Source organism: Blautia sp. AF32-4BH, from assembly GCF_003460565.1.
Taxonomy (GTDB): Bacteria; Bacillota; Clostridia; order Lachnospirales; family Lachnospiraceae; genus Fusicatenibacter; species Fusicatenibacter saccharivorans.
Genome location: NZ_QTVL01000002.1, coordinates 91,273 through 117,997, shown reverse-complemented (window position 1 = coordinate 117,997; position 26,725 = coordinate 91,273). Strand labels below are relative to the sequence as shown.

Sequence of the window (26,725 nt, the reverse complement as noted above, 5' to 3'; positions counted from 1 at the left end):
TGCCAGAGGGCCGGTTTTTTGTGCATAGACTTGACTGAAAAAGTTATTCGGAAGAGCCGCTCTCTTCGGACTGCAGCTGTACTTCCGATATCTCCGCCGGGGTATCCGGTTCTGACGGTGCATCAGGGGTATCCGGTGTGTCAGGAGTCTCCGGTGTATTAGAAGGCGGATCGGCAGGTGTTTCGGTCGGAGCCGGAGTTTCCTGCGGTGCCTCCGTCGGTGTCGGGGTTGTCTGCGGAGTTGATGCTGCAGAAGGGGTTCTGGTCGGCGTCGGTGTTGAGGCCGGCGCGGTGTAGTGGCCCTTGCAACGCTCGGTCGGCAGATCGGATACCGCAAAGTATTCGGTGATGGACGGGCAGCTTGAGCGGGCGAGCAGGCCAGTCTTCGTACAGATCGTTGCCTCCTGTACTGTTGCGGAAGTCTCGAAATCCATATCGGCAAGGCCTTCGTGGATTTCATTCATGACCTTTGCCCAGAGACGTTTGTGGAATTCACGGTCGCTCTCCGGAAACTCCGCGTGTGTATCATACGTTGCCCAGATGGCAGCGGTATAATACGGCGTAAAGCCTGCAAAAACAAGATCCTTGGCCTCGTTCGTCGTACCGGTTTTTCCGGCTGCGTGCATATTGTCGAGGCGGGCGGCAACACCGGTACCTTTTTCCAAAACATCCTCCATGGCATTGGTGAGGAGGGAGGCAGTGCTTGCCTTGAAGACCTGCGTTGCCTTGTTTTCTGTGTTGTCAATTAAAACATTTCCTTTGCTGTCGGTAACCTTTGTGTAGAACACCGGCTTGCGGTACTGGCCGCCGTCTGCGATTGCCGCGTAGGCTGCCGTCAGTTCGAGATCACTGACACCGTAGGTGATACCGCCGAGAGCCAGCGGCTGGATCACATCGTATTCCTCGGAGAGTTTGGAAAAACCAAGCTTCTTCAGATAATCAAAGCCGACCTTCGGCGTAAGCTCGGTCAGTACTTTGACGGCCGGGATATTGATGGAATTGATGATCGCCTGGCGGACGGTAACATCACCATGGTAGGTAAGATCCGAGTTCTGCAGCGGTGTGCCGTCACTGTAGTTGAACGGCTCATCCTTAATTACCGTAGCGAGTGTAATCTTTCCAAGGTCGAGCGCCGGTCCGTACGCGGAAAGAATCTTGAACGTGGAACCCGGCTGGGAATAATTATCGGTTGCGCGGTTGAAGGTAAGACTTGCTGTTTTTTCGCCGCGTCCGCCGACGATGGCTTTCACGTAACCGGTGCGCTGGTCCATAACGGTCATGCACGCCTGCGGCTGCGGGGTGAAGCTGCTGCGCTCGGCAACAATCGTATCGCCCTCCTGCATGATAGCGGCTTTGTACTGGTCGATATAGCTCTGTGCCTCCTCCTGGGAGTCAAAGAGCAGATCGAAATTCGGATCGCTGTTGCGGAAGTAGAGCTGCAGCATCTCTTTGCTGTAGTTCTGTACCTCGCCATCTGCCTGCTCTACGGTGAGCGCCCAGTCGAGACCGATCTGCGTGTTCGCCGGGAAGTTCTCCGGATTCTGGAATTCCGTATCGAGGATTGACTGCATGTAGGAATCCTGTGTGGTATAAATTTTGAGGCCGCCGCTGTAGACAACGTTCTTTGCCTGCACTTCGGTGTAGCCTTTCTGTACCATCAGATCGTTGATCAGGTTGGTGATGACTTCATCGATAAAGTAGGAGTACGGCGCGCTCTCCGCCTGGGACTGCGTGTGCATGGCGATGCGGTCGTAAACGTTGTCGTTCATGGCAATGGTGTATTCTTCTTCGGTGATGTAGCCCTGCTCTTTCATGTTGTTCAGGATCTTGTCGCGGCGCTGCTGGTTTTTCTCCGGGTGGTTTTTCGGATTATATGCCGTCGGCGCCTTTGGAATTGCGGCAAGAACGGCGCATTCAGAGAGCGTCAGATCTTTTGCATCCTTTCCGAAATACGTCTGCGCTGCCGTCTGGACACCGTAGCAGCCGGAACCTAAGTTGATCGTATTCAGATAATTTTCCAGAATAACGTCTTTGGCGTTTTCACCCTCTGCGGTCAGTGTTTTTTCCAGCTTCAGCGCCAGGTACTGTTCCTGGATCTTCCGCTTGAAGCTCTGAATCCGCGTCTCTTCCATCCAGTCAGTGAAAACATTGTTTTTTAAGAGCTGCTGTGTGATCGTGCTGGCGCCCTCGGTAAAATGAAAGCCATGGCTGACGCCGACAACGAAAGCACGGATGATACCGCTCGGATCGATGCCGTTGTGCTCATAAAAACGGGCATCCTCAACCGCGACGATCGCGTGCTGCATATCGAGCGGAATCTCCTCAATCGAAATCGAGACACGGTTTCCCTGAGCCCCGGTCAGCTTCTGTACCTGGTTGCCGTCAGCATCGTAGATAAACGACGCGTTGCCGAGCGGCATGATATTTGCCTCCGAGATATCAGGGGCACTGTCAATCACGCCGCGGACAGCGCCGATCACAAGCCCGGCACCGCAGACGAGAACGACAAGAAGAAGACAGAACGCGATGCGCAGCGCCGTCACGCCGGCCGTCTTTTCAATCTTTCCGTAATGGGACCGCAGATCTTCACGTTTGTCTTCCAGATGACTTTTTCCAAAGTGCATATAGAAAATCCTCCTTATGTCATGTTCCTGCAAAACTGATTTAGTTCAGTAATCAATGGTGTTCCTGCCCTGCAAAAAGCAGGGTATACTTATTTTTATTATACCAAACAAAGGGCTGGAATAAAAGTATTTCTGAAAAGAATGCTGATTTTTCAGAAATGATATGGTAAGATAGGTACATATTTGGATGAAGGAGTAAGGACATATGATCGATCAGTTTCGGACGGTTTACCGGGGTGGAACCGGGGAAATCGTGGAGAAGAAATCACGTTTTATTGCGACGGTGCGTCTGGTGGAATCTGAGGAGGAGGCACTTTCCTGCCTGGAAGCTCTGCGGAAAAAATATTGGGATGCGCGGCATAACTGTTTTGTGTATATTATTGGAGAAAATCAGGAGACGGTGCGCTGCAGCGACGACGGGGAGCCTTCCGGCACGGCAGGGCGGCCGATGCTCGATGTGGTACAGGGAGCAGGCCTCCGCAATGTGCTTGTTGTGGTGACGCGGTATTTCGGCGGTACGCTGCTGGGAACGGGCGGCCTGGTGCGCGCGTACTCGCAGGCGGTGCAGGAGGGGCTGGCAAACAGTGTTCTGATTGACGAGATCTGCGGCGTGCGGCTGTTGATTGAGACGGATTACAACGGCATCGGTAAAATCCAGTATCTGCTCGGCCAGCGGGGGATTCCGATTCTGGAATCCGAGTACACCGATCAGGTGAAAATCCGCGTTCTCGTTCCGAAAACGGAGGTGGACCGTCTCTGCGCGGAGATTACCGAGGGGACGAACGGAAAGGCAAAACTGGAAAAAGAAGAGGAGCTGTACTTTGCGCAGAACGACGGAGAGCTGATCTTCGGGGATGCGCTGACGCAGTATAAGAATCTGGAGGCAGAAGAATTAGGATAAAGGAGGATGCGACATGAGGTTTCCGGAAAATCTGAAAAAGGGCGGAACGATCGGCTTTGTGGCACCATCGTTTGGATGCACAACAGAGCCATACAAGTCCGCGTTTGCAAATGCACAGAAAAAATGGAAAGAGATGGGATATCAGCTGGATCTTGGGCCAAACTGCTATGCAGAGCACGGCATCGGAATCAGCGCGGCACCGGAGGAGTGCGGAAAAGAGCTGACGGAATATTATGTCAGTGAGAAGAATGACTGTCTGATTTCCTGCGGCGGCGGAGAGCTGATGTGCGAGGATCTCGATTACGTGGATTTTGAAAAGATCAGAAAGGCACCGGCGAAATGGTATCTCGGCTATTCTGACAATACGCATTTTACGTATCTTCTGCCGACCATCTGCGATACGGCGGCTGTTTACGGTCCGTGTGCGAGTGATTTCGGCATGGAGCCGTGGCATAAATCCGTAGCGGATGCGTTTGGCGTACTGACGGGAGAAGTGCGTACTGTCCGCGGCTATGAGGGATGGGAAAGAGACGATGCGAAGGGCAGAAGCGAGGAAAATCCGTATCTGCCGTACCAGATTACAGAACCGCGCGTTCTGCGCCGCTTCCCGGATGCGGACAGTGCATTTGAGGGACGACTCATCGGCGGCTGTCTCGACTGTCTCGTCAATATTCTTGGAACGAAGTACGACGGAACGGTTGATTTTGTGGAAAAATATAAAGAGGACGGTTTTGTCTGGTTTCTGGAAGCGTGCGATCTGAACGTCTTTGCGATCCGCCGCGCAATCTGGCAGATGGAGCACGCCGGCTGGTTCCAATATGTGAAAGGCTTTCTGATTGGCCGCCCGCTGCAGTTCGGACAGAAATTCGGGGAACTCGACCAGTACCGCGCCGTGACGGATCTGCTTGGAAAATACAACGTGCCGATCGTGATGGATCTCGACATCGGACACCTTCATCCGGCGATGCCGCTGATCGTCGGAAGTTATGCGAAGGTGGCCGTGGAAGGAAATGAGATTGAAATTAAGATGGAGTGCCGTTAGAACGCTTTTGAAAAATATTTTCTCGAGCGGCAGGGCAGAGCCTGTGGGAAAATGTTTGCGCGCGTAGAAGAACTATCGGCGCATCCGGCAGATGCCGCGGAGCTTTTTGACATCGAGAATCGTGACCGTGCCGCGGGAGAGTGCGACGATGCCGTCTTTCTCGAACGACTTTAAGGTGCGGGAAACGACCTCTCTGGCACTGCCGAGGTTCCGCGCGATCTGCTCGTGCGTGGTGGAGAGCACCGGGGAACCGGTGCGGATGCGTTCATCCTCGAGATATCCGGCAAGGCGCTGGTCAAGCCGCGTAAAGAGAAGCTGGCCCATCGCCCACATGACTTCGGAAAAATGCTCCGTTGTTTCCCGGTAAATGTAGTTTTCAACGTAAATATTCTGATTTAACAGTCTGCGGAACGTGCTGGCCGGAGTGATGAGAACTTTCGTCTCCTCCTCGGCCTCAATCAGAATATCAAAGCTGATTTCCTGCATCGCACAGGAGGCAGACAGAGTGCAGACTTCGCCGGGACCGGTGGTAAACAGGGTAATTTCCCGCTGCTCGCCGGATTGGATAAAGATGCGGAGCTTGCCGGAGAGGACAAGCAGAACGCCGAGACAGTCATCGTCACAGCTGTAGAGAAAATTGCCGCGCTGATACGTCGTCAGGACGGAAGAGAGCACGAGTGTCTGCTGTTCATCGGCGGTAAGCTTTGAATAAAATGGATAATGCTCCTGAAAACAGGATTCCAGAAAAGATGACATAAATAAAACTCCTTTCGGAAGAAGAACGTTCTTTTGTAAACTACGGCAGCAGCCGTTTCTTCCATGATAGAAAAGAACAGAAAGAAATGCAAGAAAAAACGTATCGGTTTTTGTGCCGATACGTTTTTTCTTGCATTTCCAATATTACGCTGTTTATTTTACAGAGTTAATCAGCTCTTCCAGTTCCTCATAGGAAACGGCGCCGACGTTTTTCTTTACGAGCTCGCCGTTTTTGAAGAAAGCGAGGGTCGGAACGCTCATGACTTTAAAGGATCTTGCCAGCTCCGGTGCTTCGTCAACGTCTACTTTGTAGAACTGGATCTCCGGCATATCCTCAGCTGCCTCTTCGATGACCGGGGCGAGCATTTTGCATGGTCCGCACCAGGTAGCAAAGAAATCAACAACGGCAACGCCAGGTGCTGCCTGCAGAGCTTTTTCGAAGTTTTTGGATGTAACATGAATTAATGACATAATAGAAGTCCTCCTTTTTATTGTACGGGTAATTCCCGGTAAGTGTTTTCCTGTTATGTCTGTAGAATACCACAGCGGAACGGGAATTTCTGTGACTAAGTCACAAAACTATCTGGGTTCTTTTCCCTGGCGGAAACATTCGATCATTTCGCCGGTCAGGCTGATGAGATTTGGCGTTTCGGGCAGGGAACCGCGGTCAAACCATTCGGCAGTGGAGAGCTCGTCGCGATCGAGGGTGATGGATGGATCGCCGTCTACATCGCAATAGAAGCCGGCAAGCAGCGAACCGCTGAAGGACCATGGCTGACTCTTATAGTATCTCAGATTTTTGACTTTCAATCCGACTTCCTCCATAACCTCGCGGTGCACCGTCTGTTCCAGTGTCTCGCCGACTTCTGTATAACCTGCGACGAGGGCATAGGAACGGTGGCTGCTGTGGGATGGCGCATACTTCGTGAGCAGCAGGCGGTCGCCATCAGTGATGGCGACAATGACGCTTGGGCAGATCACCGGATAGGAGAGTGCGCCGCAGGACGGGCACTGCATCGCACGTTCATTTCCGGGCGCGTGCATCTTGGTTCCGCAGCGGCCGCAGTAGGTGTGGTCTGTGTACCAGGTGTGGATCTGGTAGCCGGTGATGCCGGCGAATCCGAGCCATCCCGGAACGGCGCGGCGCAGAATCAGTGTGTTTTCATATTTCCAGATATCAAATTCCGAAAGCTGCGGGCGGCGCAGTTCATAGTAATTGGTTTCGTCGATACGGAACAGAAATTTTGCTTTTTCCCGGATTTCCGGGAAAACAGGTGCAATTTCTGCAATCGAAGGATAGCGGATCTGCGGATCTTCAAAATTGCACAGAATTGTGTGATGACCGTAGATGAAAACGAGATCGGTATCGTTCGGTGTGGAAGGGTGGTAATCTACATAATATTTATGCGGAGCGATATCCTGAATCATAAGAACTCCTTTCCTTGGTAAAAAAAGTTTTTGATAAAACAAAAAACCGAAATTCCTGTGAAGAAATTTCGGTAATAAAAAGAGCGCGAGACGGGATTCGAACCCGCGACCCCAACCTTGGCAAGGTTGTACTCCACCCCTGAGCCACTCGCGCATATACATCCTTTTGGATGAAGCGGGTGATGGGAATCGAACCCACGTATCCAGCTTGGAAGGCTGGTGTTCTACCATTGAACTACACCCGCAGATGATGGGCACTGATTTTTTTCTCTGTCTTGTTGACTGCCGTGCCTCACTGACAAAACGTATTCTACAGGAAAGATGAGAAAAAGTCAACCCCTTTTTTGAAAAAAATTAAAAAATTTTCAAAACACTGAAAAAGGAGAAAATTCAGGGTGAAAGGGGCGTGAAAATGTCCGCAAAGATCAGCCTTGTTCCAGAACGGGAAATGTACTAGAAATGTACTATAATAGAAAAACGGAAAAGCAAAAAAGGGGGAATTTCCCTATGCAGGAAAATGGAACAGAACTTCTGGTTTGCTGCACCGGTTGTCAGAGCTGTATGCCGTGCATGGTAAAAATCAACATCCCGGGTTTGTTTGCGCTTTACAACCGGACAGCGACGGAAGGCGTCGAAGCGGTTCGTGCAGAGTATGAGCGTCAGGACAAACGTGCCGATGACTGCATCAACTGTTATCGCTGTGAAAAGCAGTGCCCGCAGCACCTCGGGATCGGCATTCTGATGCAGGATATTGCAGAAACCTTCGAAGAATAGAAAAACCGGTATCTGTGCAATTTAAAGAAAAATTCTAATCTTTCTATAAAATATTTTGGGAAAAACTGGACTTATCTGAAAAATTTGATATAATAGAAAGGTAGTGACAGGGAAATTTTATGCTAAAATCTGGAAAGAAGAGCCCTGTCAATTCTTATGGGAGGAAAAATACATGGATGCCATTGATTATAAGATTCTGAAGATATTGCAGAAAAATGCCCGCGAGACGGCTTCCAATATCAGCAAAGAGATTCATTTATCGGTTTCTGCAGTCATCGAGAGAATCCGTAAAATGGAAGAAACCGGAGTGATTAAAGAATACACCATTATTGTAGACGAAAAGAAAACGGGAAATGAGATGACCGCGCTGATGGAAGTCAGCCTGGAGCATCCGAAGTTCTTTGACAGTTTTGCAGATGCGATCCAGAAACTGGAGTACATCGTATCCTGCTATTATCAGACCGGAGATTTTGATTTGATTATCCGCATTTCCTGTCACTCATCCGACGAACTCGAAGAAATCCACCGCCAGGTGATGAGCCTTCCGGGCGTCGATGCGACAAGAACGCATGTAGTGCTGAAAAATGTAAAAAATATCTATTCCGCCATCCGCAGACCGGACAAATAAAAACCGGCACAGCCGGAATCTGATACGAGAGCGTGTCTGAAAATAATCCGAAAGAGTTTTCAGGCACGTTTTGGCGTCTCAGAAAAAGTACGGAAAGAAAGAAGGAAAAAAGTGAACAGATACTTACGCTGTTATGCAGAGATTTCACTCGAAGCGATCGGGCATAACATCAGAGAAGTGAAAAAAAGACTACCGGAGGGCGTGAAACTCCTTGGCGTTGTAAAAGCGAACGCCTACGGCCACGGTGCCGTTCCGGTAGCATCCTATCTGGAAAACCAGGTTGATTATTTTGCAACCGCAACCATCGAGGAGGCTGTCGAGCTCAGAGAAAACGGCATTTCCGCGCCGATCCTGATTCTCGGCTACGTGTCCCCGTCCCAGTACGGCGACCTTGTGGAATACGACATCACTCAGACGATCGACAGCTACGCACAGGCACTTGCCCTCGAAAAAGAGGCAGCACGCCAGAACCGGAAAGCAAAAGCACACCTCGCGGTCGATACCGGCATGACGCGGATCGGCTTCCAGGTGACAGAGCACGATGCGGATGAGGCGGCAAAAATCGCGGATCTTCCGCACATCGAGCTGGAAGGTATGTTTACGCATTTCTCCTGCGCCGATCAGGAAGACAAGACGTACTGTTCGATGCAGATGGAAAAATATGATAAGATGACGGCACTTTTAGCAGAGCGCGGCGTGACGATTCCGCTTCGCCATATCTGCAACTCCGCCGGAATCATGGAATTTGACGATCACCGCTTTGAGATGGTGCGTTCCGGTATCATCACCTACGGCATTTACCCATCCGAGGAGGTAAAAAAAGAGCGCCTCGATCTGATCCCGGCGCTTTCATGGAAGAGCCATGTCATCCATGTGAAGGAAGTCGGCCCGGGCATCGGCGTCAGCTACGGTGCCACGTATGTGACCGAGAAACCGATGACACGGATCGCAACTGTTTCAGCCGGCTATGCAGACGGCTATCCGAGAGCTCTCTCGAACCAGGGCTGTGTGCTGATCCACGGGAAAAAAGCACCGATCATCGGAAGAATCTGTATGGATCAGATGATGGTGGACGTGACCGACATCCCGGATGTGCAGGTGGAGGACGTTGTAACGCTTGTCGGAACCGACGGGGATGAGACCATCACGATCGAAGAGATCGCCAACCCGGCGGCACGTTTCGATTACGAGATGCTCTGCGATATCAGCAGCCGTGTAACAAGGGTTTATAAATAGTTATCCAAAATAGAAAAATCAAAGTCTCCGAAGACGGAAAAAATCAGAATCTGCTGACCGTTTCGGAGACTTTTTTGTGTTGGAACAGGTTTTCTGGATTATTTAACCGGTGCGGGTTGACAGGCGGTGCCGGAGTATGGTAGGATACCAATTAGTTTAGCGTAGTACAGTGATAACATGATCACGTAGAAAAGGAGAAGATTATTATGAAAAAGAAAATGGTTAGCATTTTGACAGCAGCCTTTTGTGTATCTGCCCTGCTGGCTGGCTGCGGCTTTGCAGACACAGCAAAAACATCCGCCTCATCAGCAGGAGCAGCATCCTCTTCCACAGACGGAACGACAACCTTTACCGTAGGCTTCGATGCAGAATACCCGCCGTACGGCTACATGGACGATGAGACCGGCGATTACACCGGATTTGACCTGGAGCTCGCCGAGGCAGTCTGCGAGATTTACGGCTGGAAGCTGGTAAAAACCCCGATCAACTGGGATGCGAAAGATACCGAGCTGAATTCTGGTGCGATTGACTGCATCTGGAACGGCTTTACCATGAACGGCAGAGAGGACGATTACACCTGGTCCGATCCGTACGTGGACAACAGCCAGGTGATGGTCGTATCTGAGAATTCCGGCATCAACAGCCTGTCCGATCTGGCAGGAAAGACGGTTGGTGTGCAGGCAGCATCCGCAGCACTCGATCTTTTACAGAGTGAGGAAGAAGGCGGTCAGAAAGAACTCGCCGATACTTTCGCCGCTCTGCAGCAGTTCCCGGATTACAACAATGCGTTTGTAGAGCTTCAGGCAGGTTCCATCGATGCGGTTGCCATGGATATCGGCGTTGCCAAATATCAGCTGGAAAGCCGCGGAGAAGGATACAAAATCCTCGACGAGTACCTGAACTCTGAGAAATATGCGATCGGATTCAAAAAAGGAAATACCGAGCTCTGCGATAAAGTAAACGAAGGCCTGCAGCAGGTTCTGGCCGACGGAACATTCGACAAGCTCGCAGAAAAATACGGAATCGCAGACATGGTGTGTCTGGAGAAAAAAGGAGAGTAAAGCAGCATGAAGTTGTCCATGATTCTATCACAGCTTAGTACCGGAATGGCGGGAACGATCTCGATATTTGTTCTGACGCTCGTATTTTCCCTGCCGCTCGGTCTGCTGATCGCCTTCGGGCGTATGTCGAAAAACCGGATTGTGAGCGGAATTTTCCGGCTCTATATCTCCCTGATGCGCGGCACGCCTCTGATGCTGCAGCTCATGGTGGTTTACTTCGGACCGTTCTATCTGTTCGGTATGAACATCGGAAAATGGCGCTTTCCGGCGATTATCACCGGATTTGCCTTAAACTACGGCGCCTATTTTGCAGAAATCTACCGCTCCGGCATCGTTTCGATGGATCGTGGACAGTACGAGGCAGCAAAGCTTCTTGGTTATTCGAAGGGACAGACGTTTGTCCGCATTATTCTGCCGCAGGTTGTGAAACGGATTCTGCCGGCGATCACCAATGAGGTGATTACGCTGGTCAAGGATACGTCGCTGGCCTTTTCCATTTCCTATGTGGAAATGTTCACGATCGCAAAACAGATCGCGGCGGCCAAGACCACGATGGTTCCGTTCGTCGCCGCCGGTATTTTCTACTACATCTTCAACTTTGTCGTGGCGTGGGTGATGGAACTTTTGGAAAAGAAATTTTCTTATTATCATTAACTATAGAAGAGAGCGGAAAACGATATGATTTATCTGGAAATGAACCATGTAAGAAAGAGCTTTGGGGATCTCGAAGTGTTAAAAGATATTTCCCTCAAAGTAGAAGAGGGCGAGGTGCTCTCGATCATCGGCCCGTCGGGATCGGGAAAATCGACGCTGCTGCGGTGTGCGGCGATGCTGGAGACGATGGATGGCGGTGACCTGACGTATCTTGACGAGCAGGCAGTCACCATGCAAAATGGAAAATCCGTTTATGCAAAGCCGGCCGTGCTGCGGAAAATTCAGGAAAACTTTGGAATGGTATTCCAGAGCTTCCACCTGTTTCCACATTATGATGTGATGAAAAACCTCTGCGATGCGCCGATTCATGTGCAGAAACGCAACCGTGCGGAGGTGGAAGCACAGGCAGAAGAGCTGCTGCAGAAAATGGGACTCACAGGAAAAGAAAAGGCGTATCCGTGTCAGCTTTCCGGCGGTCAGTGTCAGAGGGTTGCGATTGCGCGTGCGCTGATGCTGAACCCGAAGGTGCTCTTTTTTGATGAGCCGACTTCGGCGCTCGACCCGGAGCTGACAGGCGAGGTGCTGAAGGTCATCAAATCCCTTGCGGAGATGAATATGACTATGGTGATCGTTACCCACGAGATGAATTTTGCCCGGGAGATTTCCAACCGCGTCATCTTTATGGACCAGGGCGTGATCGCCGTGGAAGGAACGCCGGACGAAGTCTTCGATTCCGAAAATGCCAGAATGCAGGGCTTTTTGGGAAAATTTCGTGAGAAGTAACGACGTTGCACTTGCCTAAAAAAACAACATGCGTTATACTAGAGCGTGGTTGAAACGTATTTCAAACACGCTCTTTATACGTCCCGTTCTGTTTTTGGGGATGAAAAAGAGCGGGGATAAAAGAGAAACCGAATACACATTTTGACAAGAAAAGGAGAATCGTGTCTATGAGCGGAACTGACAGATATGTAAGCCCTCTTTCCGAACGTTATGCAAGCAAGGAGATGCAGTACATCTTCTCCCCGGATATGAAATTCCGTACCTGGAGAAAGTTATGGATTGCGCTGGCTGAGACAGAAAAAGAACTGGGACTTTCTATTACAGATGAGCAGATCGAAGAACTGAAAGCAAATGCCGAGAACATCAACTACGATGTGGCAAAAGAAAGAGAGAAAGTCTGCCGTCATGACGTAATGTCCCATGTGTATGCCTACGGCGTACAGTGTCCGAAAGCAAAAGGAATCATCCATCTGGGAGCAACCAGCTGCTACGTAGGCGACAATACCGATATCATTGTCATGAACGAAGCCTTAAAGCTGGTGAAGAAAAAACTGGTGAACGTTATCGCTGAGCTGGCAAAATTTGCGGATACCTACAAAGACCAGCCGACCCTTGCCTTCACCCACTTCCAGCCGGCACAGCCGACCACCGTCGGAAAACGTGCAACCCTGTGGATGCAGGAGTTCTTAATGGACCTTGAAGATCTCGAGTACGTACAGAGCACCTTAAAGCTGCTCGGCTCCAAAGGAACAACAGGCACACAGGCAAGCTTTTTAGAGCTGTTCGACGGAGATCAGGAGACCATCGACAAGATCGATCCGATGATCGCTGAGAAAATGGGCTTCAAGAACTGCTATCCTGTTTCCGGACAGACGTATTCCAGAAAAGTCGATACGAGAGTATTAAACGTTCTGGCAGGCATTGCGGCAAGCGCAACAAAATTCTCCAACGACATCCGTCTTCTGCAGCACTTAAAAGAAGTTGAGGAGCCGTTCGAGAAAGGACAGATCGGATCTTCCGCCATGGCATACAAGAGAAATCCGATGAGAAGCGAGCGTATCGCATCCCTGTCCCGTTATGTGATCACCGATGCATTAAATCCGGCAATCACCTCTTCTGTACAGTGGTTTGAGAGAACCCTCGATGACTCTGCAAACAAGAGACTTTCCATTCCGGAAGGCTTCCTTGCCATCGACGGTATCCTGGATCTGTGCATGAACGTCGTAGACGGACTTGTGGTTTATCCAAAGGTTATCTTAAAACACATGATGGCAGAGCTTCCGTTTATGGCAACTGAGAATATCATGATGGATGCGGTAAAAGCAGGCGGCGACCGTCAGGAGCTGCATGAGAGAATCCGCGAGCTGTCCATGATCGCCGGAAAACATGTCAAAGAGGAAGGCCGCGACAATGATCTTCTGGATCTGATCGCAGCGGATGAGATGTTCCATCTGACCAAAGAAGAGCTGGAAAAGACGATGGATCCGTCCAAATACACAGGCCGCGCATCCGTACAGGTTGACGCATTCCTGAAGAACGTAGTCAATCCGGTGCTTGAGGCAAACAAAGAGGCACTTGGCATGACTGCGGAAATCAACGTCTGATGCGTTTGATAAACAGAAATAATAAAAAAACAAATTTTATAAGTAATAATAAGTTTTACTTATGAAGAAAACATGGTATACTATGCATAAACGGCCGAAAAAAAGAGGCCGCAAGTATACGTTGAATTAGGAGGATGTCACATGATTAAGGCAGTAGTAGGAGCAAACTGGGGAGACGAGGGAAAAGGTAAGATTACCGATATGCTCGCAAAAGAGGCAGACATTATTGTCCGTTTCCAGGGTGGTGCGAATGCAGGCCATACCATTGTAAACAACTATGGAAAGTTTGCACTTCATACCCTTCCATCCGGCGTATTTTACAGCCACACAACAAGCGTAATCGGAAACGGTGTTGCACTCAACATTCCGGTTCTGATCAAAGAGTTAAATGAGATCGTTTCGAAGGGAGTGCCGGCACCGAAAATCAAAATTTCCGACCGTGCACAGATGGTAATGCCGTACCACATCTTGTTCGATCAGTATGAGGAAGAGCGTCTGGGCGGAAAATCCTTTGGTTCCACCAAATCCGGTATCGCTCCGTTCTACTCAGATAAATATGCAAAAATCGGTTTCCAGGTAAACGAGCTGTTCGACGATGAGCACCTGAAAGAGAAACTGAAATCCGTATGCGAAACCAAGAACATTCTGCTCGAGCATCTGTATCACAAACCGCAGTTAAATCCGGATGAGATCTATGCAGAGCTGATGGAATACAAAAAAATGGTTGAGCCATACGTATGCGATACTTCCGCATTCCTGTGGAACGCGATTCAGGAAGGCAAGGAGATCCTGCTTGAGGGTCAGCTTGGTTCCTTAAAAGACCCGGATCACGGAATTTACCCGATGGTAACTTCTTCTTCCACACTGGCCGGCTACGGCGCAGTAGGAGCAGGTGTTCCGCCATATGAAATCAAGAAAATCGTAACCGTATGCAAAGCTTACTCCAGCGCAGTAGGAGCAGGTGCTTTCGTTTCCGAGATCTTCGGCGATGAGGCAGATGAGCTCAGAAGACGCGGCGGAGACGGCGGAGAGTTCGGTGCAACCACAGGCCGCCCGAGACGTATGGGATGGTTCGACTGTGTTGCTTCCCGTTACGGCTGCAGAATGCAGGGTACCACCGATGTAGCGTTCACCGTACTTGACGTACTTGGCTATCTGGATGAGATTCCGGTCTGCACAGCATACGAAGTAGACGGAAAAGAAATCCACGATTTCCCGAACACCAGCATTCTTGAGAAAGCAAAACCGGTTCTGAAAACCCTTCCGGGATGGAAATGCGATATCCGCGGCATCAAGAAATACGAGGATCTGCCGGAGAACTGCAGAAACTACATCGAGTTTGTAGAGAAAGAAATCGGATTCCCGATCACCATGATCTCCAACGGACCGGGAAGAGACGATATCATTTACCGCAATAAATAATTCAGGCGGTTTTTAGAGGATTTTTATGAAAAAAGCAGGACAGCTTCTCGCAGTTCTGACAGCGGCTTCCGTGCTGCTGTCGGGCTGTGAGAAGTTAAAAGATGTGACAACGACATCTGTCTATGTGAGCAAAAATGGTGTTGTGACAGAAGCCATTGTGGAAGATTACAGCAAAGACGATGATTACACGGAAGACGAACTGAAGGTCTTTGTGGAGGATGACATCAAAAAATTCACAGAGGAGCGCGGCGATGCGGATTCCGTGAAGCTGGAAAAATGCCAGATCAAAGAGGACAAGGTGGAGATCCGGATGGAATACGGAGATTACCAGTCCTACGCGGATTATCACGGAGCAGAATTTTTCGCAGGCACGCTGGATGAGGCAGAAGAAGCGGGATATGATTTTTCCGCTTCCTTTGTCGATTCTAAAGGCAATGAGGTTTCAGTCGAAGATGCGGTCAAAGGCGTTAAGCATGTACGCGTGATTGTCTGCGAGGAGCCGCTGGAAATCGTAACGGAAGATCCGGTGCTCTGCGTTTCCGGTACAGCCGTGATCAAAGGAAAAAACACGGTGGATACGGCCGGCGAGTGGACCACAAAGTCCACAGAGAGTGCTTCTGCGTCATCATCAGAGCAGACTAAGACAGAAGAAACAGAGCAGGAATATGAGCAGGACGTTCTTCTTGCCAGTCCTGTTATTGTTGTTTATGGTAAGTAAACAAATAAAATAGAGGAGTAACTAACTATGGAAAAGACAATGGACAAAATTGTGGCAGTAGCAAAATCCAGAGGTTTTGTATATCCGGGTTCCGAAATTTACGGCGGCCTGGCAAATACCTGGGATTACGGCCCGCTCGGTGTTGAACTGAAAAACAACGTGAAAAAAGCATGGTGGCAGAAATTCGTCATGGAGAGCCCGCACAACGTAGGCGTTGACTGTGCGATCCTGATGAACCCGCAGACATGGGTAGCTTCCGGTCATCTCGGCGGATTTTCCGATCCTCTGATGGACTGTAAGGAATGCCATGAGCGTTTCCGTGCAGATAAACTGATCGAGGATTTCTGTGAGGAAAAAGGCATCGAAATCGAAGGCGGCAGCGTAGATGCATGGTCTCAGGAAGAGATGAAAAACTTTATTGAAGAGCATCAGATTCCGTGTCCGTCCTGCGGAAAACACAACTTTACCGATATCCGTCAGTTCAACCTGATGTTCAAAACCTTCCAGGGTGTTACAGAGGATGCGAAGAACACCGTATATCTTCGTCCGGAGACTGCACAGGGTATCTTCGTAAACTTCAAAAACGTACAGCGTACTTCCAGAAAGAAAATTCCGTTCGGAATCGGTCAGATCGGTAAATCTTTCCGTAACGAGATTACACCGGGTAACTTCACCTTCCGTACCCGTGAGTTCGAGCAGATGGAGCTGGAGTTCTTCTGCGAGCCTGGCACCGATCTTGACTGGTTCCAGTACTGGAGAGGCTTCTGCATCAACTGGCTGAAGAGCCTCGGCATGAAAGACGAAGAGATGCGTGCAAGAGACCATTCTCCGGAAGAGCTGTGCTTCTACAGCAAGGGAACAACCGATATCGAGTTCCTGTTCCCGTTCGGATGGGGCGAGCTGTGGGGAATCGCAGACCGTACCGATTACGACCTGACTCAGCATCAGAATGTATCCGGACAGGATATGACCTATTTCGATCCAGAGAAGAACGAGAAATACATCCCGTATGTTATCGAGCCGTCTCTTGGTGCTGACCGTGTCGTTCTGGCATTCCTGTGCAGCGCTTATGACGAGGAAGTTCTCGACGCAGAGAAGAATGATGTTCGTACCGTGATGCATTTCCATCCGGCACTGGCACCGGTAAAAATCGGTGTGCTTCCGCTTTCCAAGAAGCTGAACGAGGGCGCTGAGAAAGTCTTTGCAGAGCTGTCCAAGAAATACAACTGCGAGTTTGATGACCGTGGAAATATCGGAAAACGGTATCGCCGTCAGGATGAGATCGGTACTCCGTACTGCATCACCTACGACTTCGATTCCGAGACCGATGGTGCTGTTACCGTCCGTGACCGTGACACCATGGAGCAGGAGAGAATTAAAATTGAGGATCTCGATGCTTACTTTGCAGATAAATTTACTTTCTAATCTGGCTTTTTAGTCCGGAAAAAGAGTAGAAAAAAAGGATTCCCACTCGAGGGAATCCTTTTTTGTATACTTTGTATTACTCAATAATCGTACCTGTTTTTCCCTGGAATCCGGCGAGTGCGGAATCAATGGAAGTGATGACTGCGGTACGGCCGATGCCTTTCTCGAGGAAAGAAACAGCTGCTTCCATCTTCGGCAGCATGGAGTTTTCTCCGAACTGGCCTTCTGCGATGTATTTCTTCGCGTCAGCAACGGTGATGTGCTCCAGCGGTTTTTCGTCCGGGGTACCGTAGTTGATGGAAACGTTTTCCACGCTGGTCAGGATCATCAGCATGTCTGCGTTCAGCATTTCTGCCATCAGGCCGCTGGTGAGGTCTTTTTCGATGACTGCGGATGCACCCTTTAACTCTTCATTCTGCGGGAGAACCGGGATTCCGCCGCCGCCTGCTGCGATGACAACCTGTCCGGCATCGAGAAGAAGACGGATGGAGTCGATCTCTACGATATCCTGCGGCTTCGGAGCAGCAACGATTCGGCGGTAGCCGTCCTCGGTTTTCGTTACGTAGTTTCCTTTTTCTTCCTCTGCGTCAGCCTCCTCTTTGGTAAGCGTACGGCCGATCAGTTTGACCGGATTGTTGAAGGCATCGTCGTACGGATCTACTTCAACCTGTGTAAGAATCGTGGATGTGGTTTTGAAGATTCCCCTGCGGAGAAGCTCAGCACGGATGGCGTTCTGCAGGTCGTAGCCGATGTAGCCTTCGCTCATAGCGGAGCAGACAGACATCGGGGCTGCGCTGTAGTCGGTGTGCATTTTGCCGAATTCATTCATCGCCATGTGGATCATGCCGACCTGCGGCGCATTGCTGTGGGTGATGACAACATCAGCGCCGGCAGCAACGAGATCTGCGATTACTTTTGCGGAACGTTTTACGGCTGCTTTCTGTTCCGGCAGCGTCGTTCCAAGAGCTTTGTGTCCCAGTGCAACAACTATTTTTTTTCTTTTCATTGGAAGATACCTCTCTTTGCAGTTCATAGATTTTGATACGAAAAAACCAGGCATCAATATAAAACTATTATAAAGTTTATGGGGGCAAAAATCAAGAAGAAACCGACATTGCGCACATTGAAATGTTTTTCGGACTATGGTATTCTATAAAAGTATCTGAGTCGTAGGGATTTGAAACGTGAAAGGGAGGTCCCGGCATGAAAAACATGCGCACGTTACAAAAACGGATCGCATATCAGCTCCAGCAGGGCAGTCTGGATGCGGAAGTTACAGGAATCACATGCGACAGCAGAAAAGTACAGCCGCAGAACGTGTTTGTCTGCATCCGCGGAAACAGGATGGACGGGCACGTATATGCAGAAGAAGCAGTCGAGAGGGGCGCTGCTGTCCTGGTTGCGGAGCGGGAACTGGAAGGGATTCCGGAAAAGGTAACCGTACTCGTAGTAAAGGACAGCAGAGAAGCACTCGCACAGCTTTCCTGTGCCTGGGAGGACGATCCGGCGCAGCACCTTGTGACAATCGGAGTGACCGGCACGAAGGGAAAGACGACGACGGCATATATGATTTACGAAATCCTGCGAAAAGCAGGGATCCGCGCAGGACTCATCGGAACGATCGAGACGAGGATCGGGGAAAAAAGCATTCCGTCAGAAAATACAACGCCGGAGCCTGTTGTGCTGCAGAAGCTGTTTTCTGAAATGATGCGGGAGGGCTGCACCCATGTTGTGATGGAGGTTTCCTCGCAGGCGGAAAAACAGCACCGGTGTGATGGATTTACGTTTGATTACGGTGTGTTCACCAACATTGGAAACGACCACATTGGCGCCGGGGAGCATGCATCGTTTGCAGAATATCTGTCCTGCAAAAAGAAGCTGCTTCGCACCTGCAGAACCGGAATTGTAAACCGGGATGACAAAAGGTTTCCGGAGATCATAAGGCAGAGCACCTGCCGTCTGGTGACATTCGGATGCAGGGAAAAAGCTGATTTTATGGCAGCAGATGCAGCACTCGATCAGGCGCCCGGCGTGCTCGGTGTCTCATACCGGGTGCAGGGCGCAGCGGATTTTCCGGTACGGGTAGATCTGCCGGGTCTGTTTTCCGTTTCCAACTCGCTTGCCGCCATTGCGGTCTGCGCGCAGATGGGAATCCCGGAAAAGGCGATGCAGGAGGCACTTTCCGCAGTCCGCGTCCGTGGGCGGTGTGAGGCAGTTCCGGTGTATCCGGAAATGACGCTTCTCATTGACTACGCACACAATGCGATGAGCCTCGAAAGCCTGTTAAAGACACTGCGGAAATACCATCCGAAGCGCCTGATCTGTCTCTTCGGCTGCGGCGGAAACCGCGCGCGGAACCGGAGATTCCAGATGGGAGAGGTGTCGGGGCGTCTGGCGGATCTGACCGTCATCACCTCGGACAATCCGCGGGATGAGGAACCACAGGCGATTCTGGACGATATCCGGACGGGAATCGGGAAAACAGAAGGCGCTTTCGTTGAGATTGCAGACCGTAAGGAGGCGATCCGGTATGTGATCGAAAACCGGCAGCCGGGCGATCTCGTGGTGCTCGCGGGAAAAGGCCACGAAACGTATCAGATCCGGAAGGGGAAACGGTACGAGATGGATGAGCGCGTGCTGATCCGGGAAATACTGGAAGAAAGTAAGGGGAATGTATGAGCAGCGTTTACGCTGATGTAATCGTAGATATCACAAATGAAAAACTGGACCGGACCTTTCAGTACAAGGTTCCGCCGGAACTGACAGGGGAGATCGGTCCGGGAACGGCGGTACAGATTCCGTTTGGAAACGGAAACCGTACGATCACCGGCTATGTGCTTTCCGTCGGAAACGAGCCGAAATATCCGCAGGACCGGATGAAGGCCATCCTTGCGGTACAAAAGGATGCGGCGACTGTAGAGACGAAGCTCATCGCGCTCGCCGCGTGGATGCGTCATACGTACGGATCGACGATGATCCAGGCGTTAAAGACGGTGCTTCCGGTCAAAGTAAAGGCGCGCGGGAAAGAAACCCGCGAAATTGCGCTTCTTGCAGATCCCGCAGAGTGTGAGGAGCTGCTGGAAAACTACAGAAAGAAAAATTATAAAGCGAGAATCCGTCTCTTAAACGCGCTGCTGGCCCAGCCGGTTCTTCCAGGGCCGGTTGTGAGCAAGGAACTGAAAATCACGGCAGATACGCTGCACGTGATGGAAGAGCAGGGCGTGTTGGAAATCCGCCGTACGAGCACCTGGAGAAATCCGGTATCCGATGCGGCAGGAAGAACAACTGCGGGAAAACCAAACGAACAGCAGCAGGCCGTGGTGGACGGCATTCGAAAGGAATGGGAAGGGCAGAACCGCCCCTGCCTGATCCGCGGTGTGACGGGAAGCGGCAAAACGCTCGTCTATATGGAGCTGATGGAGCGAGTGCTGAAGGAAGGAAAACAGGTGATCGTGCTGATCCCGGAGATTGCGCTGACGTATCAGAACGTGGAGCGGTTCTGCGCACGGTTTGGAACAAGGGTCACGGTGGTCAATTCGCGGATGACACCGTCCGAGCGCGCCGACCAGATGGAGCGCGCGCGGCGCGGGGAGGTCAGTATTATGATCGGTCCGCGTTCCGCACTCTTTGCACCGTTTCCGGATCTGGGGCTGATCGTAATCGATGAGGAGCATGAAACCTCCTATAAAAGTGAAGTGACGCCGCGCTACCATGCAAGGGAGACCGCCGTGCGCCGTGCCGGGCTGGAGCATGCCCATGTGGTGATGGGTTCGGCAACGCCGTCGGTGGATGCTTCTTACGCCTGCGAGACGGGAGCGTACGCGCTGTTCCGGATGGATGCGCGGTACGGAAATGCAGCACTTCCGTCCGTATGGATCGCGGATATGCGGGAAGAATTACAGATGGGAAACCGTTCGATTCTGTCCGGAAAACTGCGGGAAGAGATCGAAAAACGGCTTGAAAAAAAGGAACAGGTTGTACTGTTTCTGAACCGCAGAGGCTATGCGGGCTTCGTCTCATGCCGTGCATGCGGCTATGTGATGAAATGCCCGCACTGCGATGTATCACTGACAGCACACAATAACGGAAAGCTCGTCTGCCATTACTGCGGTTATGAAACACCGCAGGTACATGCGTGCCCGTCGTGCGGTTCCCCGTACATCGGCGGCTTCCGTGCCGGCACACAGCAGATCGAGCAGAACGTGAAAAAGCTGTTTCCAAAGGCACGCGTTCTTAGGATGGACGGCGACACGACAAAAACGAAAAACAGTTATGAAGAAATCCTGTCCTCATTTGCGGCGGGGGAGGCCGATATCCTGATTGGAACCCAGATGATCGTAAAAGGCCACGATTTCCCGAATGTCACGCTGGTGGGAGCGCTGGCGGCGGATCTCTCCCTGAATGCAGTCGATTACCGTGCCGGGGAGCGTACGTTCCAGCTGCTGACGCAGGCAGTCGGCCGCGCCGGAAGAGGCGAAAAGCCGGGAATGGCAGTCATTCAGACGTACCATCCCGAACATTACAGCATTCAGACGGCGGCAGAGCAGGATTACAGGACATTTTACGAGAAAGAAATGGACTACCGCCGTCTGATGGGATATCCCCCGGCGGCGGAGCTTCTGGCGATCCACGGAGCCGGGGAGGATGAAGCGCATCTGACGCAGGCGATGGAATACATTCGCAGATATCTCATCCGCATCCGGGGAAACCGCGAAGTCCAGATCATCGGCCCGGCAAGTGAGGCAGTGTCGAAAATCAATGACCTGTACCGCATGGCCGTGTATGTACGCGCGCCGCAGGAAGAGGTGCTGGCAGAGCTGCGGGAAAAACTGGAGCGGTATATCGAGATTAACAAAGGCTTCCGTACCGTTTATTTACAGTTTGACTTCAGCAGAAAGTATTAGTTTTTTCATACTATTTACACATAGATTATTTATAATAGAAGAGCAAAAGAAAGGAAAAGAATTATGGCAATCAGAGAAATCAGAGTCGTAGGCGACCGCGTATTAACGAAAAAATGCAGACCGGTGGAGAAGATGACACCAAGAATCAGCGAGCTGATCGACGACATGTTTGACACCATGTATGAGGCAAACGGTGTCGGCCTTGCCGCACCGCAGGTCGGCATCTTAAAGAGAATCGTAGTCATGGATGTGGATGGAACCCCACATCTTCTGATCAATCCGGAAATCCTGGAGACTTCCGGAAGCCAGACAGGAGCAGAAGGCTGCTTAAGCCTTCCGGGAAAATCCGGTACAGTAACCCGTCCGAATTACGTAAAGGTAAGAGCGCTGGACCGCGACATGCAGCCGTTTGAACTGGAGGGAACCGAACTTCTTGCCCGCTGCATCTGCCACGAGTGTGATCACCTCGACGGACATATGTATACAGAAAAAGTAGAAGGCGAGCTTTGGGACAACACGTACGATGAGTATGAGGAGTACGAGGACGAAGAGTAAGTCTTAAAATAAAGGAGATGACTTCAGATGAAAGTGGTATTTATGGGAACCCCGGATTTCTCCGTGGGAACACTTGAGGCACTCGTGGAGGCCGGTTATGAGATCACAGGCGTTGTGACCCAGCCGGACAAACCGAAGGGCCGCGGAAAACAGATGATGCCGACACCGGTGAAAGAGGCAGCCGAAAAACACGGCCTTCCGGTCTATCAGCCGCGCCGCGTGCGGGATGCAGAGGCGATCGAGGAGATCCGGAAAATGGAGCCGGATGTGATCGTTGTCGTTGCATTCGGCCAGATTATTCCAAAAGAGATTTTGGATATGCCGAAATACGGATGCATCAACGTTCATGCATCCCTGCTTCCGGCTTACCGCGGAGCAGCGCCGATCCAGTGGGCTGTCATGAACGGCGATGAAGTGAGCGGCGTAACCATTATGAAGATGGATGAAGGCCTCGACACAGGCGATATGCTGACGAAAGTGGAAGTTCCGCTTGCAGCAGATGAGACCGGCGGCAGTCTCTTTGACAAGCTCGCCGCAGCCGGAGCAAAACTTCTGGTGGAGACACTTCCAAAACTTGAAAAAGGCGAAGTGACACCGGAAAAACAGCCGGAGATAAGCACCACAGAGTATGCGCGGATGATCAAAAAAGAAGACGGAAAGATCGACTGGACGAAGAGTGCCGTTGAGATCGAACGTCAGATCCGTGCGATGAGCCCGTGGCCGAGTGCTTTTACAAAAGTAAACGGAAAGAACCTGAAAATCTGGGATGCCAAAGTCATTGCCATGTTCGGCGGCGATCTGTTCTCGAAAATTCCGGGACAGAATCCGACGAAGAGTGCCGGAAAAGTCTGGGTGGCAGATGAGACAGGTCTCCATGTAAAGACGGGAGACGGCATTCTGGTGATCGAGGAGCTGCAGCTCGAAGGAAAGAAACGGATGAAAACCGCCGATTTCCTGCGCGGCTATGCGATCGAGCCGGGTACCAGACTTGGCGAATAAAAGAGAAAAAGCAACCTGAAGTTAAGGCGGGGAACTGCACAGCGGTGTGATGGCTGCTGTGCCTGAGAAAAAAGGAGAAAAACGATATGGGACTTTTTTATGACAGTACGTATCTGCTGGTGATTCTTGCCGCACTGATTTCCATGGCGGTATCCGCCCGCATGAACACGATTTTCAGCAAATATCAGACCGTCCGCTCGTACAGCGGCATGACGGGACGCGAGGCGGCGATGCGCATTCTGCATCAGGCCGGCATCTACGATGTGACCGTCCGCCACGTATCCGGTAAACTGACCGATCACTATGATCCGCGGACAAAAACCGTGAATTTATCGGATGCGGTTTACGATTCAACCTCAGTCGCAGCGATCGGCGTCGCAGCGCATGAGTGCGGCCATGCCGTACAGCACAATACGGATTACGTGCCGCTGAAAGTAAGAAGCGCCATTGTTCCGGCAGCGAATCTTGGATCCCAGCTTTTCTGGCCGCTGTTCCTGATCGGACTGATTTTCAGCCTTCCGATGCTGGTGAAAGCCGGGATCTGGCTGTTTGTGCTGGCACTGGCATTCCAGGTGGTAACACTTCCGGTCGAGTTCGATGCGTCGAGAAGAGCATTAAAAATGCTCAGTGAGGGCGGTATGGTGACAGAGACGGAACACGACGGAGTCAAGAAAGTACTCTGGGCTGCAGCCATGACATACGTGGCAGCGGTGATCGGTTCTCTGCTGCAGCTGCTCCGGCTGCTGATTTTATCCGGAGCATTTAGGAGAAATGATGACTGATACAATCAATACAAGAGAGCTGATTATGAACATTCTGCTTGAGATGGACAGGGAGAAAACGCCCTGCCATCTTGCTGTAAGGGACGCCCTCGATAAATACCAGTTCCTGCCGCGGCAGGACCGTGCGTTTATCAAGCGGGTCTGCGAGGGAACCGTGGAATACGGCATCCAGAATGACTACATCATCAATCAGTATTCCAAAATCAAGATCAACAAATGCAAGCCGGTGATTCGTGCGATCTTACGGATGTCGGTGTACCAGATCCGTTTTCTTGACGCAGTACCGGATTCGGCAGTCGTCAATGAGGCGGTGAAACTGGCGGAAAAGAAGCATTTTTACAACTTAAAGGGCTTTGTCAACGGCGTTCTGCGCACGATCGTGCGGGAGAAAGATCATCTGCCGATGCCGAAGGAGAACAATACTACGCAGTATCTTTCCGTGAAATACTCCATGCCGGAATTTCTGGTTGAGGAGTTCGTATCCCAGTACGGAAAAGAAACGGCAGAAACGATGATGGCGGATTTCCTGAAAGAAAAACAGGTGACGATCCGTATCAACCGCTGGAACAATACGATCGAGGAGACGAAGAAAAGCTTGGAAAGCCAGGGGGCAGAGCTGGAAAAAGCGCCGTATCTTGGCGAGGCGTTCTATCTGAAAAACTTTGAGACGATCGCATCACTGAATGCCTTCCAGGAAGGCCGGTTCCAGATTCAGGATGTGAGCTCCATGATGGCGTCGCATCTGGCGGATCCAAAGCCGGGTGACCAGGTGCTGGATCTCTGCGCAGCACCGGGCGGAAAGAGCCTCCATGCAGCAGATAAAATGAGAAATCAGGGATGCGTGGAAGCGCGTGATCTCACCGAATACAAGGTCGATCTGATCCGGGAAAATGTGCAGAGAGCAGGTGTTTCCTGCGTCGTGCCGAAGGTAAAAGATGCGGAACAGCTCGATGCGGAATGGATCGGAAAAGCGGACGTTGTGATTGCGGACCTGCCGTGCACCGGATACGGCGTCATCGGCAGAAAGCCGGATATCAAATATTACGCTTCAAAAGAAAAAGAAGAGGAGCTGGTACGGATTCAGCGGGCAATCCTTGCGAATGCCGCATCGTACGTAAAGCCGGGCGGCACACTGCTGTACAGCACATGTACCGTCAACAGAAAAGAAAACAGCGAGAATGCCGCATGGTTTCTGGAACAGTTCCCGTTTGAAGCAGTCAGTCTGGATGAACTGCTGCCGGATGAGCTGAAAAGCGGAGAAACGGCCAAAGGACAGCTGCAGCTGATCCCGGGGGTACACAAGACAGACGGATTTTTCCTTGCAAAATTCCGGAAAACAGAGAAAGGACGGGCGTAACAGATGGATATTAAATCAATGACCTTAGACGAATTAAAGGACGCCTGCCAGCAGATGGGAGAAAAGCCGTTCCGTGCCAAACAGTTATACGACTGGATGCATCATCGTCTGGCGGGCAGCTACGATGAGATGACGAATCTCTCGCTTGCCTTCCGGGAAAAATTAAAGGAACAGTATCCGCTTACCTGTCTCGAAAAAGTGCAGGTGCAGGAGTCCAAAATCGACGGAACGAGAAAATACCTGTTCCGCCTTAGCGACGGCAACGTGATCGAGAGCGTCTGGATGAAGTACCACCACGGAAATTCCGTCTGCATCTCATCCCAGGTCGGCTGCCGGATGGGCTGCCGCTTCTGCGCGTCCACAATCGGCGGACTCGTGCGGTGCCTGACTCCGTCGGAGATGCTCGACCAGATTTACCGGATTTGGGAGGACACCGGGGAGCGGGTCTCCAATCTGGTTGTCATGGGAACGGGTGAGCCGATGGACAACTACGACAATCTGGTGCGCTTCGTGCGGCTGCTTTCGAGCCAGGAAGGACTCAACATCAGCCAGAGAAACATCACCGTTTCCACCTGCGGAATCGTGCCGAATATGTACAAATTGGCAGATGAGGGACTCCAGATCACTCTGGCACTTTCCCTTCATGCGCCGAACGATGAAAAGCGCCGCGAGCTGATGCCGATTGCCAATAAATATTCCATTGATGAAATTCTCGATGCATGCCGCAATTACTTTGCAAAAACAGGCCGTCGGATTACATTTGAGTACTCTCTCGTTGGCGGGAAAAATGACAGCGAAGCCGATGCAAAAGAGCTTTCCGCGCGGATTTCGGATATCAACTGTCATGTAAATCTGATCCCGGTCAACCCGATCAAAGAGCGCGATTACGTGAAATCAACGAAAAAAGTCGTAGAGAATTTCAAAAATAAACTTGAAAAATACGGAATTAATGTTACTATTAGAAGGGAAATGGGCGCCGATATTGACGGAGCCTGTGGACAGTTAAGAAAAAGTTTTATCGATAAATCAAACGAACAGCCGTAAAAAGCGGCTGTCAATACAGGAGAAAAAAG

24 protein-coding genes and 2 tRNA genes are annotated in these 26,725 nt (G+C 51.0%); 19 read left to right on the top strand and 7 right to left on the bottom strand.

Annotation, left to right across the window (positions count from 1 at the left end):
- Positions 1-43 precede the first annotated feature (43 nt).
- The gene (locus tag DWZ44_RS03285; protein WP_117804203.1) at positions 44-2,623 is read right to left on the bottom strand and encodes a transglycosylase domain-containing protein; all 2,580 of its coding nucleotides are present in this window, start codon (positions 2,621-2,623) and stop codon (positions 44-46) included.
- A gap of 205 nt (positions 2,624-2,828) precedes the next feature.
- On the opposite strand from DWZ44_RS03285, the gene DWZ44_RS03280 reads away from it, so the two are divergent.
- Both DWZ44_RS03280 and DWZ44_RS03275 read left to right on the top strand, forming a co-directional pair.
- Positions 2,829-3,524, top strand: a complete 696-nt coding sequence (locus DWZ44_RS03280; RefSeq protein ID WP_022463129.1) for a YigZ family protein — start codon at positions 2,829-2,831, stop codon at positions 3,522-3,524.
- Between the two features lie 13 nt (positions 3,525-3,537).
- Positions 3,538-4,566 (top strand): S66 family peptidase, encoded by a 1,029-nt coding sequence (locus DWZ44_RS03275; RefSeq protein ID WP_117509660.1) that lies wholly within the window; start codon positions 3,538-3,540, stop codon positions 4,564-4,566.
- Between the two features lie 72 nt (positions 4,567-4,638).
- Here the strand turns inward: DWZ44_RS03275 and DWZ44_RS03270 are convergent, their stop codons facing one another.
- The 5 genes from DWZ44_RS03270 to DWZ44_RS03250 form a co-directional block, all read right to left on the bottom strand.
- Positions 4,639-5,322 (bottom strand): Crp/Fnr family transcriptional regulator, encoded by a 684-nt coding sequence (locus DWZ44_RS03270; protein WP_117804202.1) that lies wholly within the window; start codon positions 5,320-5,322, stop codon positions 4,639-4,641.
- A 153-nt stretch (positions 5,323-5,475) separates the two neighbouring features.
- Positions 5,476-5,793: a thioredoxin gene (trxA, locus tag DWZ44_RS03265; protein WP_022463132.1), complete on the bottom strand. Its 318-nt coding sequence runs from the start codon at positions 5,791-5,793 to the stop codon at positions 5,476-5,478.
- A gap of 108 nt (positions 5,794-5,901) precedes the next feature.
- The gene (gene nudC / locus DWZ44_RS03260) at positions 5,902-6,750 is read right to left on the bottom strand and encodes an NAD(+) diphosphatase (RefSeq protein WP_055226996.1); all 849 of its coding nucleotides are present in this window, start codon (positions 6,748-6,750) and stop codon (positions 5,902-5,904) included.
- Between the two features lie 82 nt (positions 6,751-6,832).
- A tRNA-Gly gene (locus tag DWZ44_RS03255) sits at positions 6,833-6,904 on the bottom strand.
- Positions 6,905-6,924: 20 nt separating this feature from the next.
- Positions 6,925-6,995 (bottom strand) — tRNA-Gly (locus DWZ44_RS03250).
- Between the two features lie 262 nt (positions 6,996-7,257).
- On the opposite strand from DWZ44_RS03250, the gene DWZ44_RS03245 reads away from it, so the two are divergent.
- The 10 genes from DWZ44_RS03245 to DWZ44_RS03200 all read left to right on the top strand — a co-directional run bounded on the left by DWZ44_RS03245 (position 7,258) and on the right by DWZ44_RS03200 (position 17,055).
- Positions 7,258-7,524, top strand: coding sequence for a 4Fe-4S dicluster domain-containing protein (locus DWZ44_RS03245; protein ID WP_022463134.1), 267 nt, complete (start codon positions 7,258-7,260; stop codon positions 7,522-7,524).
- A gap of 172 nt (positions 7,525-7,696) precedes the next feature.
- Positions 7,697-8,152: an Lrp/AsnC family transcriptional regulator gene (locus DWZ44_RS03240; RefSeq protein ID WP_022463135.1), complete on the top strand. Its 456-nt coding sequence runs from the start codon at positions 7,697-7,699 to the stop codon at positions 8,150-8,152.
- A 111-nt stretch (positions 8,153-8,263) separates the two neighbouring features.
- Positions 8,264-9,388 (top strand): alanine racemase, encoded by a 1,125-nt coding sequence (gene alr, locus DWZ44_RS03235; protein ID WP_022463136.1) that lies wholly within the window; start codon positions 8,264-8,266, stop codon positions 9,386-9,388.
- 206 nt (positions 9,389-9,594) lie between these two features.
- The gene (locus DWZ44_RS03230; RefSeq protein WP_117804200.1) at positions 9,595-10,449 is read left to right on the top strand and encodes an amino acid ABC transporter substrate-binding protein; all 855 of its coding nucleotides are present in this window, start codon (positions 9,595-9,597) and stop codon (positions 10,447-10,449) included.
- Positions 10,450-10,455: 6 nt separating this feature from the next.
- Complete coding sequence (locus tag DWZ44_RS03225; RefSeq protein WP_022463138.1) at positions 10,456-11,103, top strand: amino acid ABC transporter permease; 648 nt, start codon at positions 10,456-10,458, stop codon at positions 11,101-11,103.
- A gap of 24 nt (positions 11,104-11,127) precedes the next feature.
- Positions 11,128-11,886 carry an amino acid ABC transporter ATP-binding protein gene (locus DWZ44_RS03220; RefSeq protein WP_055219765.1) on the top strand — a complete coding sequence of 253 codons (759 nt, stop codon included), beginning with the start codon at positions 11,128-11,130 and terminating at the stop codon, positions 11,884-11,886.
- Positions 11,887-12,053: 167 nt separating this feature from the next.
- Positions 12,054-13,490, top strand: a complete 1,437-nt coding sequence (gene purB / locus DWZ44_RS03215; RefSeq protein ID WP_022463140.1) for an adenylosuccinate lyase — start codon at positions 12,054-12,056, stop codon at positions 13,488-13,490.
- 141 nt (positions 13,491-13,631) lie between these two features.
- Positions 13,632-14,912 carry an adenylosuccinate synthase gene (locus DWZ44_RS03210; protein WP_055265795.1) on the top strand — a complete coding sequence of 427 codons (1,281 nt, stop codon included), beginning with the start codon at positions 13,632-13,634 and terminating at the stop codon, positions 14,910-14,912.
- A 25-nt stretch (positions 14,913-14,937) separates the two neighbouring features.
- Positions 14,938-15,630 carry a hypothetical protein gene (locus tag DWZ44_RS03205; protein ID WP_022463142.1) on the top strand — a complete coding sequence of 231 codons (693 nt, stop codon included), beginning with the start codon at positions 14,938-14,940 and terminating at the stop codon, positions 15,628-15,630.
- A gap of 27 nt (positions 15,631-15,657) precedes the next feature.
- On the top strand, positions 15,658-17,055 hold the full coding sequence (locus DWZ44_RS03200; protein ID WP_055265793.1) for a glycine--tRNA ligase: 1,398 nt from the start codon (positions 15,658-15,660) through the stop codon (positions 17,053-17,055).
- 76 nt (positions 17,056-17,131) lie between these two features.
- Here the strand turns inward: DWZ44_RS03200 and arcC are convergent, their stop codons facing one another.
- Positions 17,132-18,061, bottom strand: coding sequence for a carbamate kinase (arcC, locus tag DWZ44_RS03195; RefSeq protein WP_022463144.1), 930 nt, complete (start codon positions 18,059-18,061; stop codon positions 17,132-17,134).
- 197 nt (positions 18,062-18,258) lie between these two features.
- Between arcC and DWZ44_RS03190 the strand changes: the two genes are divergently transcribed.
- The 7 genes from DWZ44_RS03190 (at position 18,259) to rlmN (ending at position 26,696) form a co-directional block, all read left to right on the top strand.
- Entirely contained in the window at positions 18,259-19,734 is a 1,476-nt protein-coding gene (locus DWZ44_RS03190; RefSeq protein ID WP_055265789.1) for a UDP-N-acetylmuramoyl-L-alanyl-D-glutamate--2,6-diaminopimelate ligase, read from the top strand.
- Entirely contained in the window at positions 19,731-21,959 is a 2,229-nt protein-coding gene (priA, locus tag DWZ44_RS03185; protein ID WP_055265787.1) for a replication restart helicase PriA, read from the top strand. The genes DWZ44_RS03190 and priA overlap by 4 nt, the downstream gene beginning before the upstream one ends.
- Before the next feature lie 63 nt (positions 21,960-22,022).
- Complete coding sequence (gene def, locus DWZ44_RS03180; protein ID WP_055219778.1) at positions 22,023-22,514, top strand: peptide deformylase; 492 nt, start codon at positions 22,023-22,025, stop codon at positions 22,512-22,514.
- Positions 22,515-22,541: 27 nt separating this feature from the next.
- Complete coding sequence (fmt, locus tag DWZ44_RS03175) at positions 22,542-23,513, top strand: methionyl-tRNA formyltransferase (RefSeq protein ID WP_055219781.1); 972 nt, start codon at positions 22,542-22,544, stop codon at positions 23,511-23,513.
- Positions 23,514-23,599: 86 nt separating this feature from the next.
- Positions 23,600-24,295: a zinc metallopeptidase gene (locus tag DWZ44_RS03170; RefSeq protein WP_022463149.1), complete on the top strand. Its 696-nt coding sequence runs from the start codon at positions 23,600-23,602 to the stop codon at positions 24,293-24,295.
- A complete protein-coding gene (gene rsmB / locus DWZ44_RS03165) occupies positions 24,285-25,652 on the top strand; it encodes a 16S rRNA (cytosine(967)-C(5))-methyltransferase RsmB (protein WP_330411341.1) in 1,368 nt (455 codons plus the stop codon). The genes DWZ44_RS03170 and rsmB overlap by 11 nt, the downstream gene beginning before the upstream one ends.
- A 3-nt stretch (positions 25,653-25,655) precedes the next feature.
- Complete coding sequence (gene rlmN, locus DWZ44_RS03160; RefSeq protein ID WP_055226967.1) at positions 25,656-26,696, top strand: 23S rRNA (adenine(2503)-C(2))-methyltransferase RlmN; 1,041 nt, start codon at positions 25,656-25,658, stop codon at positions 26,694-26,696.
- Positions 26,697-26,725 lie beyond the last annotated feature (29 nt).

Coding starts and splice junctions, on each gene's coding strand:
- DWZ44_RS03225 (WP_022463138.1), top strand. CDS start 10,456: ATGAAGTTGTCCATGATTCTATCACAGCTTAGTACCGGAATGGCGGGA.
- DWZ44_RS03240 (WP_022463135.1), top strand. CDS start 7,697: ATGGATGCCATTGATTATAAGATTCTGAAGATATTGCAGAAAAATGCC.
- DWZ44_RS03220 (WP_055219765.1), top strand. CDS start 11,128: ATGATTTATCTGGAAATGAACCATGTAAGAAAGAGCTTTGGGGATCTC.
- rsmB (WP_330411341.1), top strand. CDS start 24,285: ATGATGACTGATACAATCAATACAAGAGAGCTGATTATGAACATTCTG.
- nudC (WP_055226996.1), bottom strand. CDS start 6,750: ATGATTCAGGATATCGCTCCGCATAAATATTATGTAGATTACCACCCT.
- DWZ44_RS03270 (WP_117804202.1), bottom strand. CDS start 5,322: ATGTCATCTTTTCTGGAATCCTGTTTTCAGGAGCATTATCCATTTTAT.
- purB (WP_022463140.1), top strand. CDS start 12,054: ATGAGCGGAACTGACAGATATGTAAGCCCTCTTTCCGAACGTTATGCA.
- def (WP_055219778.1), top strand. CDS start 22,023: ATGGCAATCAGAGAAATCAGAGTCGTAGGCGACCGCGTATTAACGAAA.
- rlmN (WP_055226967.1), top strand. CDS start 25,656: ATGGATATTAAATCAATGACCTTAGACGAATTAAAGGACGCCTGCCAG.
- DWZ44_RS03245 (WP_022463134.1), top strand. CDS start 7,258: ATGCAGGAAAATGGAACAGAACTTCTGGTTTGCTGCACCGGTTGTCAG.
- DWZ44_RS03170 (WP_022463149.1), top strand. CDS start 23,600: ATGGGACTTTTTTATGACAGTACGTATCTGCTGGTGATTCTTGCCGCA.
- fmt (WP_055219781.1), top strand. CDS start 22,542: ATGAAAGTGGTATTTATGGGAACCCCGGATTTCTCCGTGGGAACACTT.
- DWZ44_RS03275 (WP_117509660.1), top strand. CDS start 3,538: ATGAGGTTTCCGGAAAATCTGAAAAAGGGCGGAACGATCGGCTTTGTG.
- DWZ44_RS03230 (WP_117804200.1), top strand. CDS start 9,595: ATGAAAAAGAAAATGGTTAGCATTTTGACAGCAGCCTTTTGTGTATCT.
- DWZ44_RS03205 (WP_022463142.1), top strand. CDS start 14,938: ATGAAAAAAGCAGGACAGCTTCTCGCAGTTCTGACAGCGGCTTCCGTG.
- DWZ44_RS03200 (WP_055265793.1), top strand. CDS start 15,658: ATGGAAAAGACAATGGACAAAATTGTGGCAGTAGCAAAATCCAGAGGT.
- priA (WP_055265787.1), top strand. CDS start 19,731: ATGAGCAGCGTTTACGCTGATGTAATCGTAGATATCACAAATGAAAAA.
- arcC (WP_022463144.1), bottom strand. CDS start 18,061: ATGAAAAGAAAAAAAATAGTTGTTGCACTGGGACACAAAGCTCTTGGA.
- trxA (WP_022463132.1), bottom strand. CDS start 5,793: ATGTCATTAATTCATGTTACATCCAAAAACTTCGAAAAAGCTCTGCAG.
- DWZ44_RS03210 (WP_055265795.1), top strand. CDS start 13,632: ATGATTAAGGCAGTAGTAGGAGCAAACTGGGGAGACGAGGGAAAAGGT.
- DWZ44_RS03190 (WP_055265789.1), top strand. CDS start 18,259: ATGAAAAACATGCGCACGTTACAAAAACGGATCGCATATCAGCTCCAG.
- DWZ44_RS03280 (WP_022463129.1), top strand. CDS start 2,829: ATGATCGATCAGTTTCGGACGGTTTACCGGGGTGGAACCGGGGAAATC.
- DWZ44_RS03285 (WP_117804203.1), bottom strand. CDS start 2,623: ATGCACTTTGGAAAAAGTCATCTGGAAGACAAACGTGAAGATCTGCGG.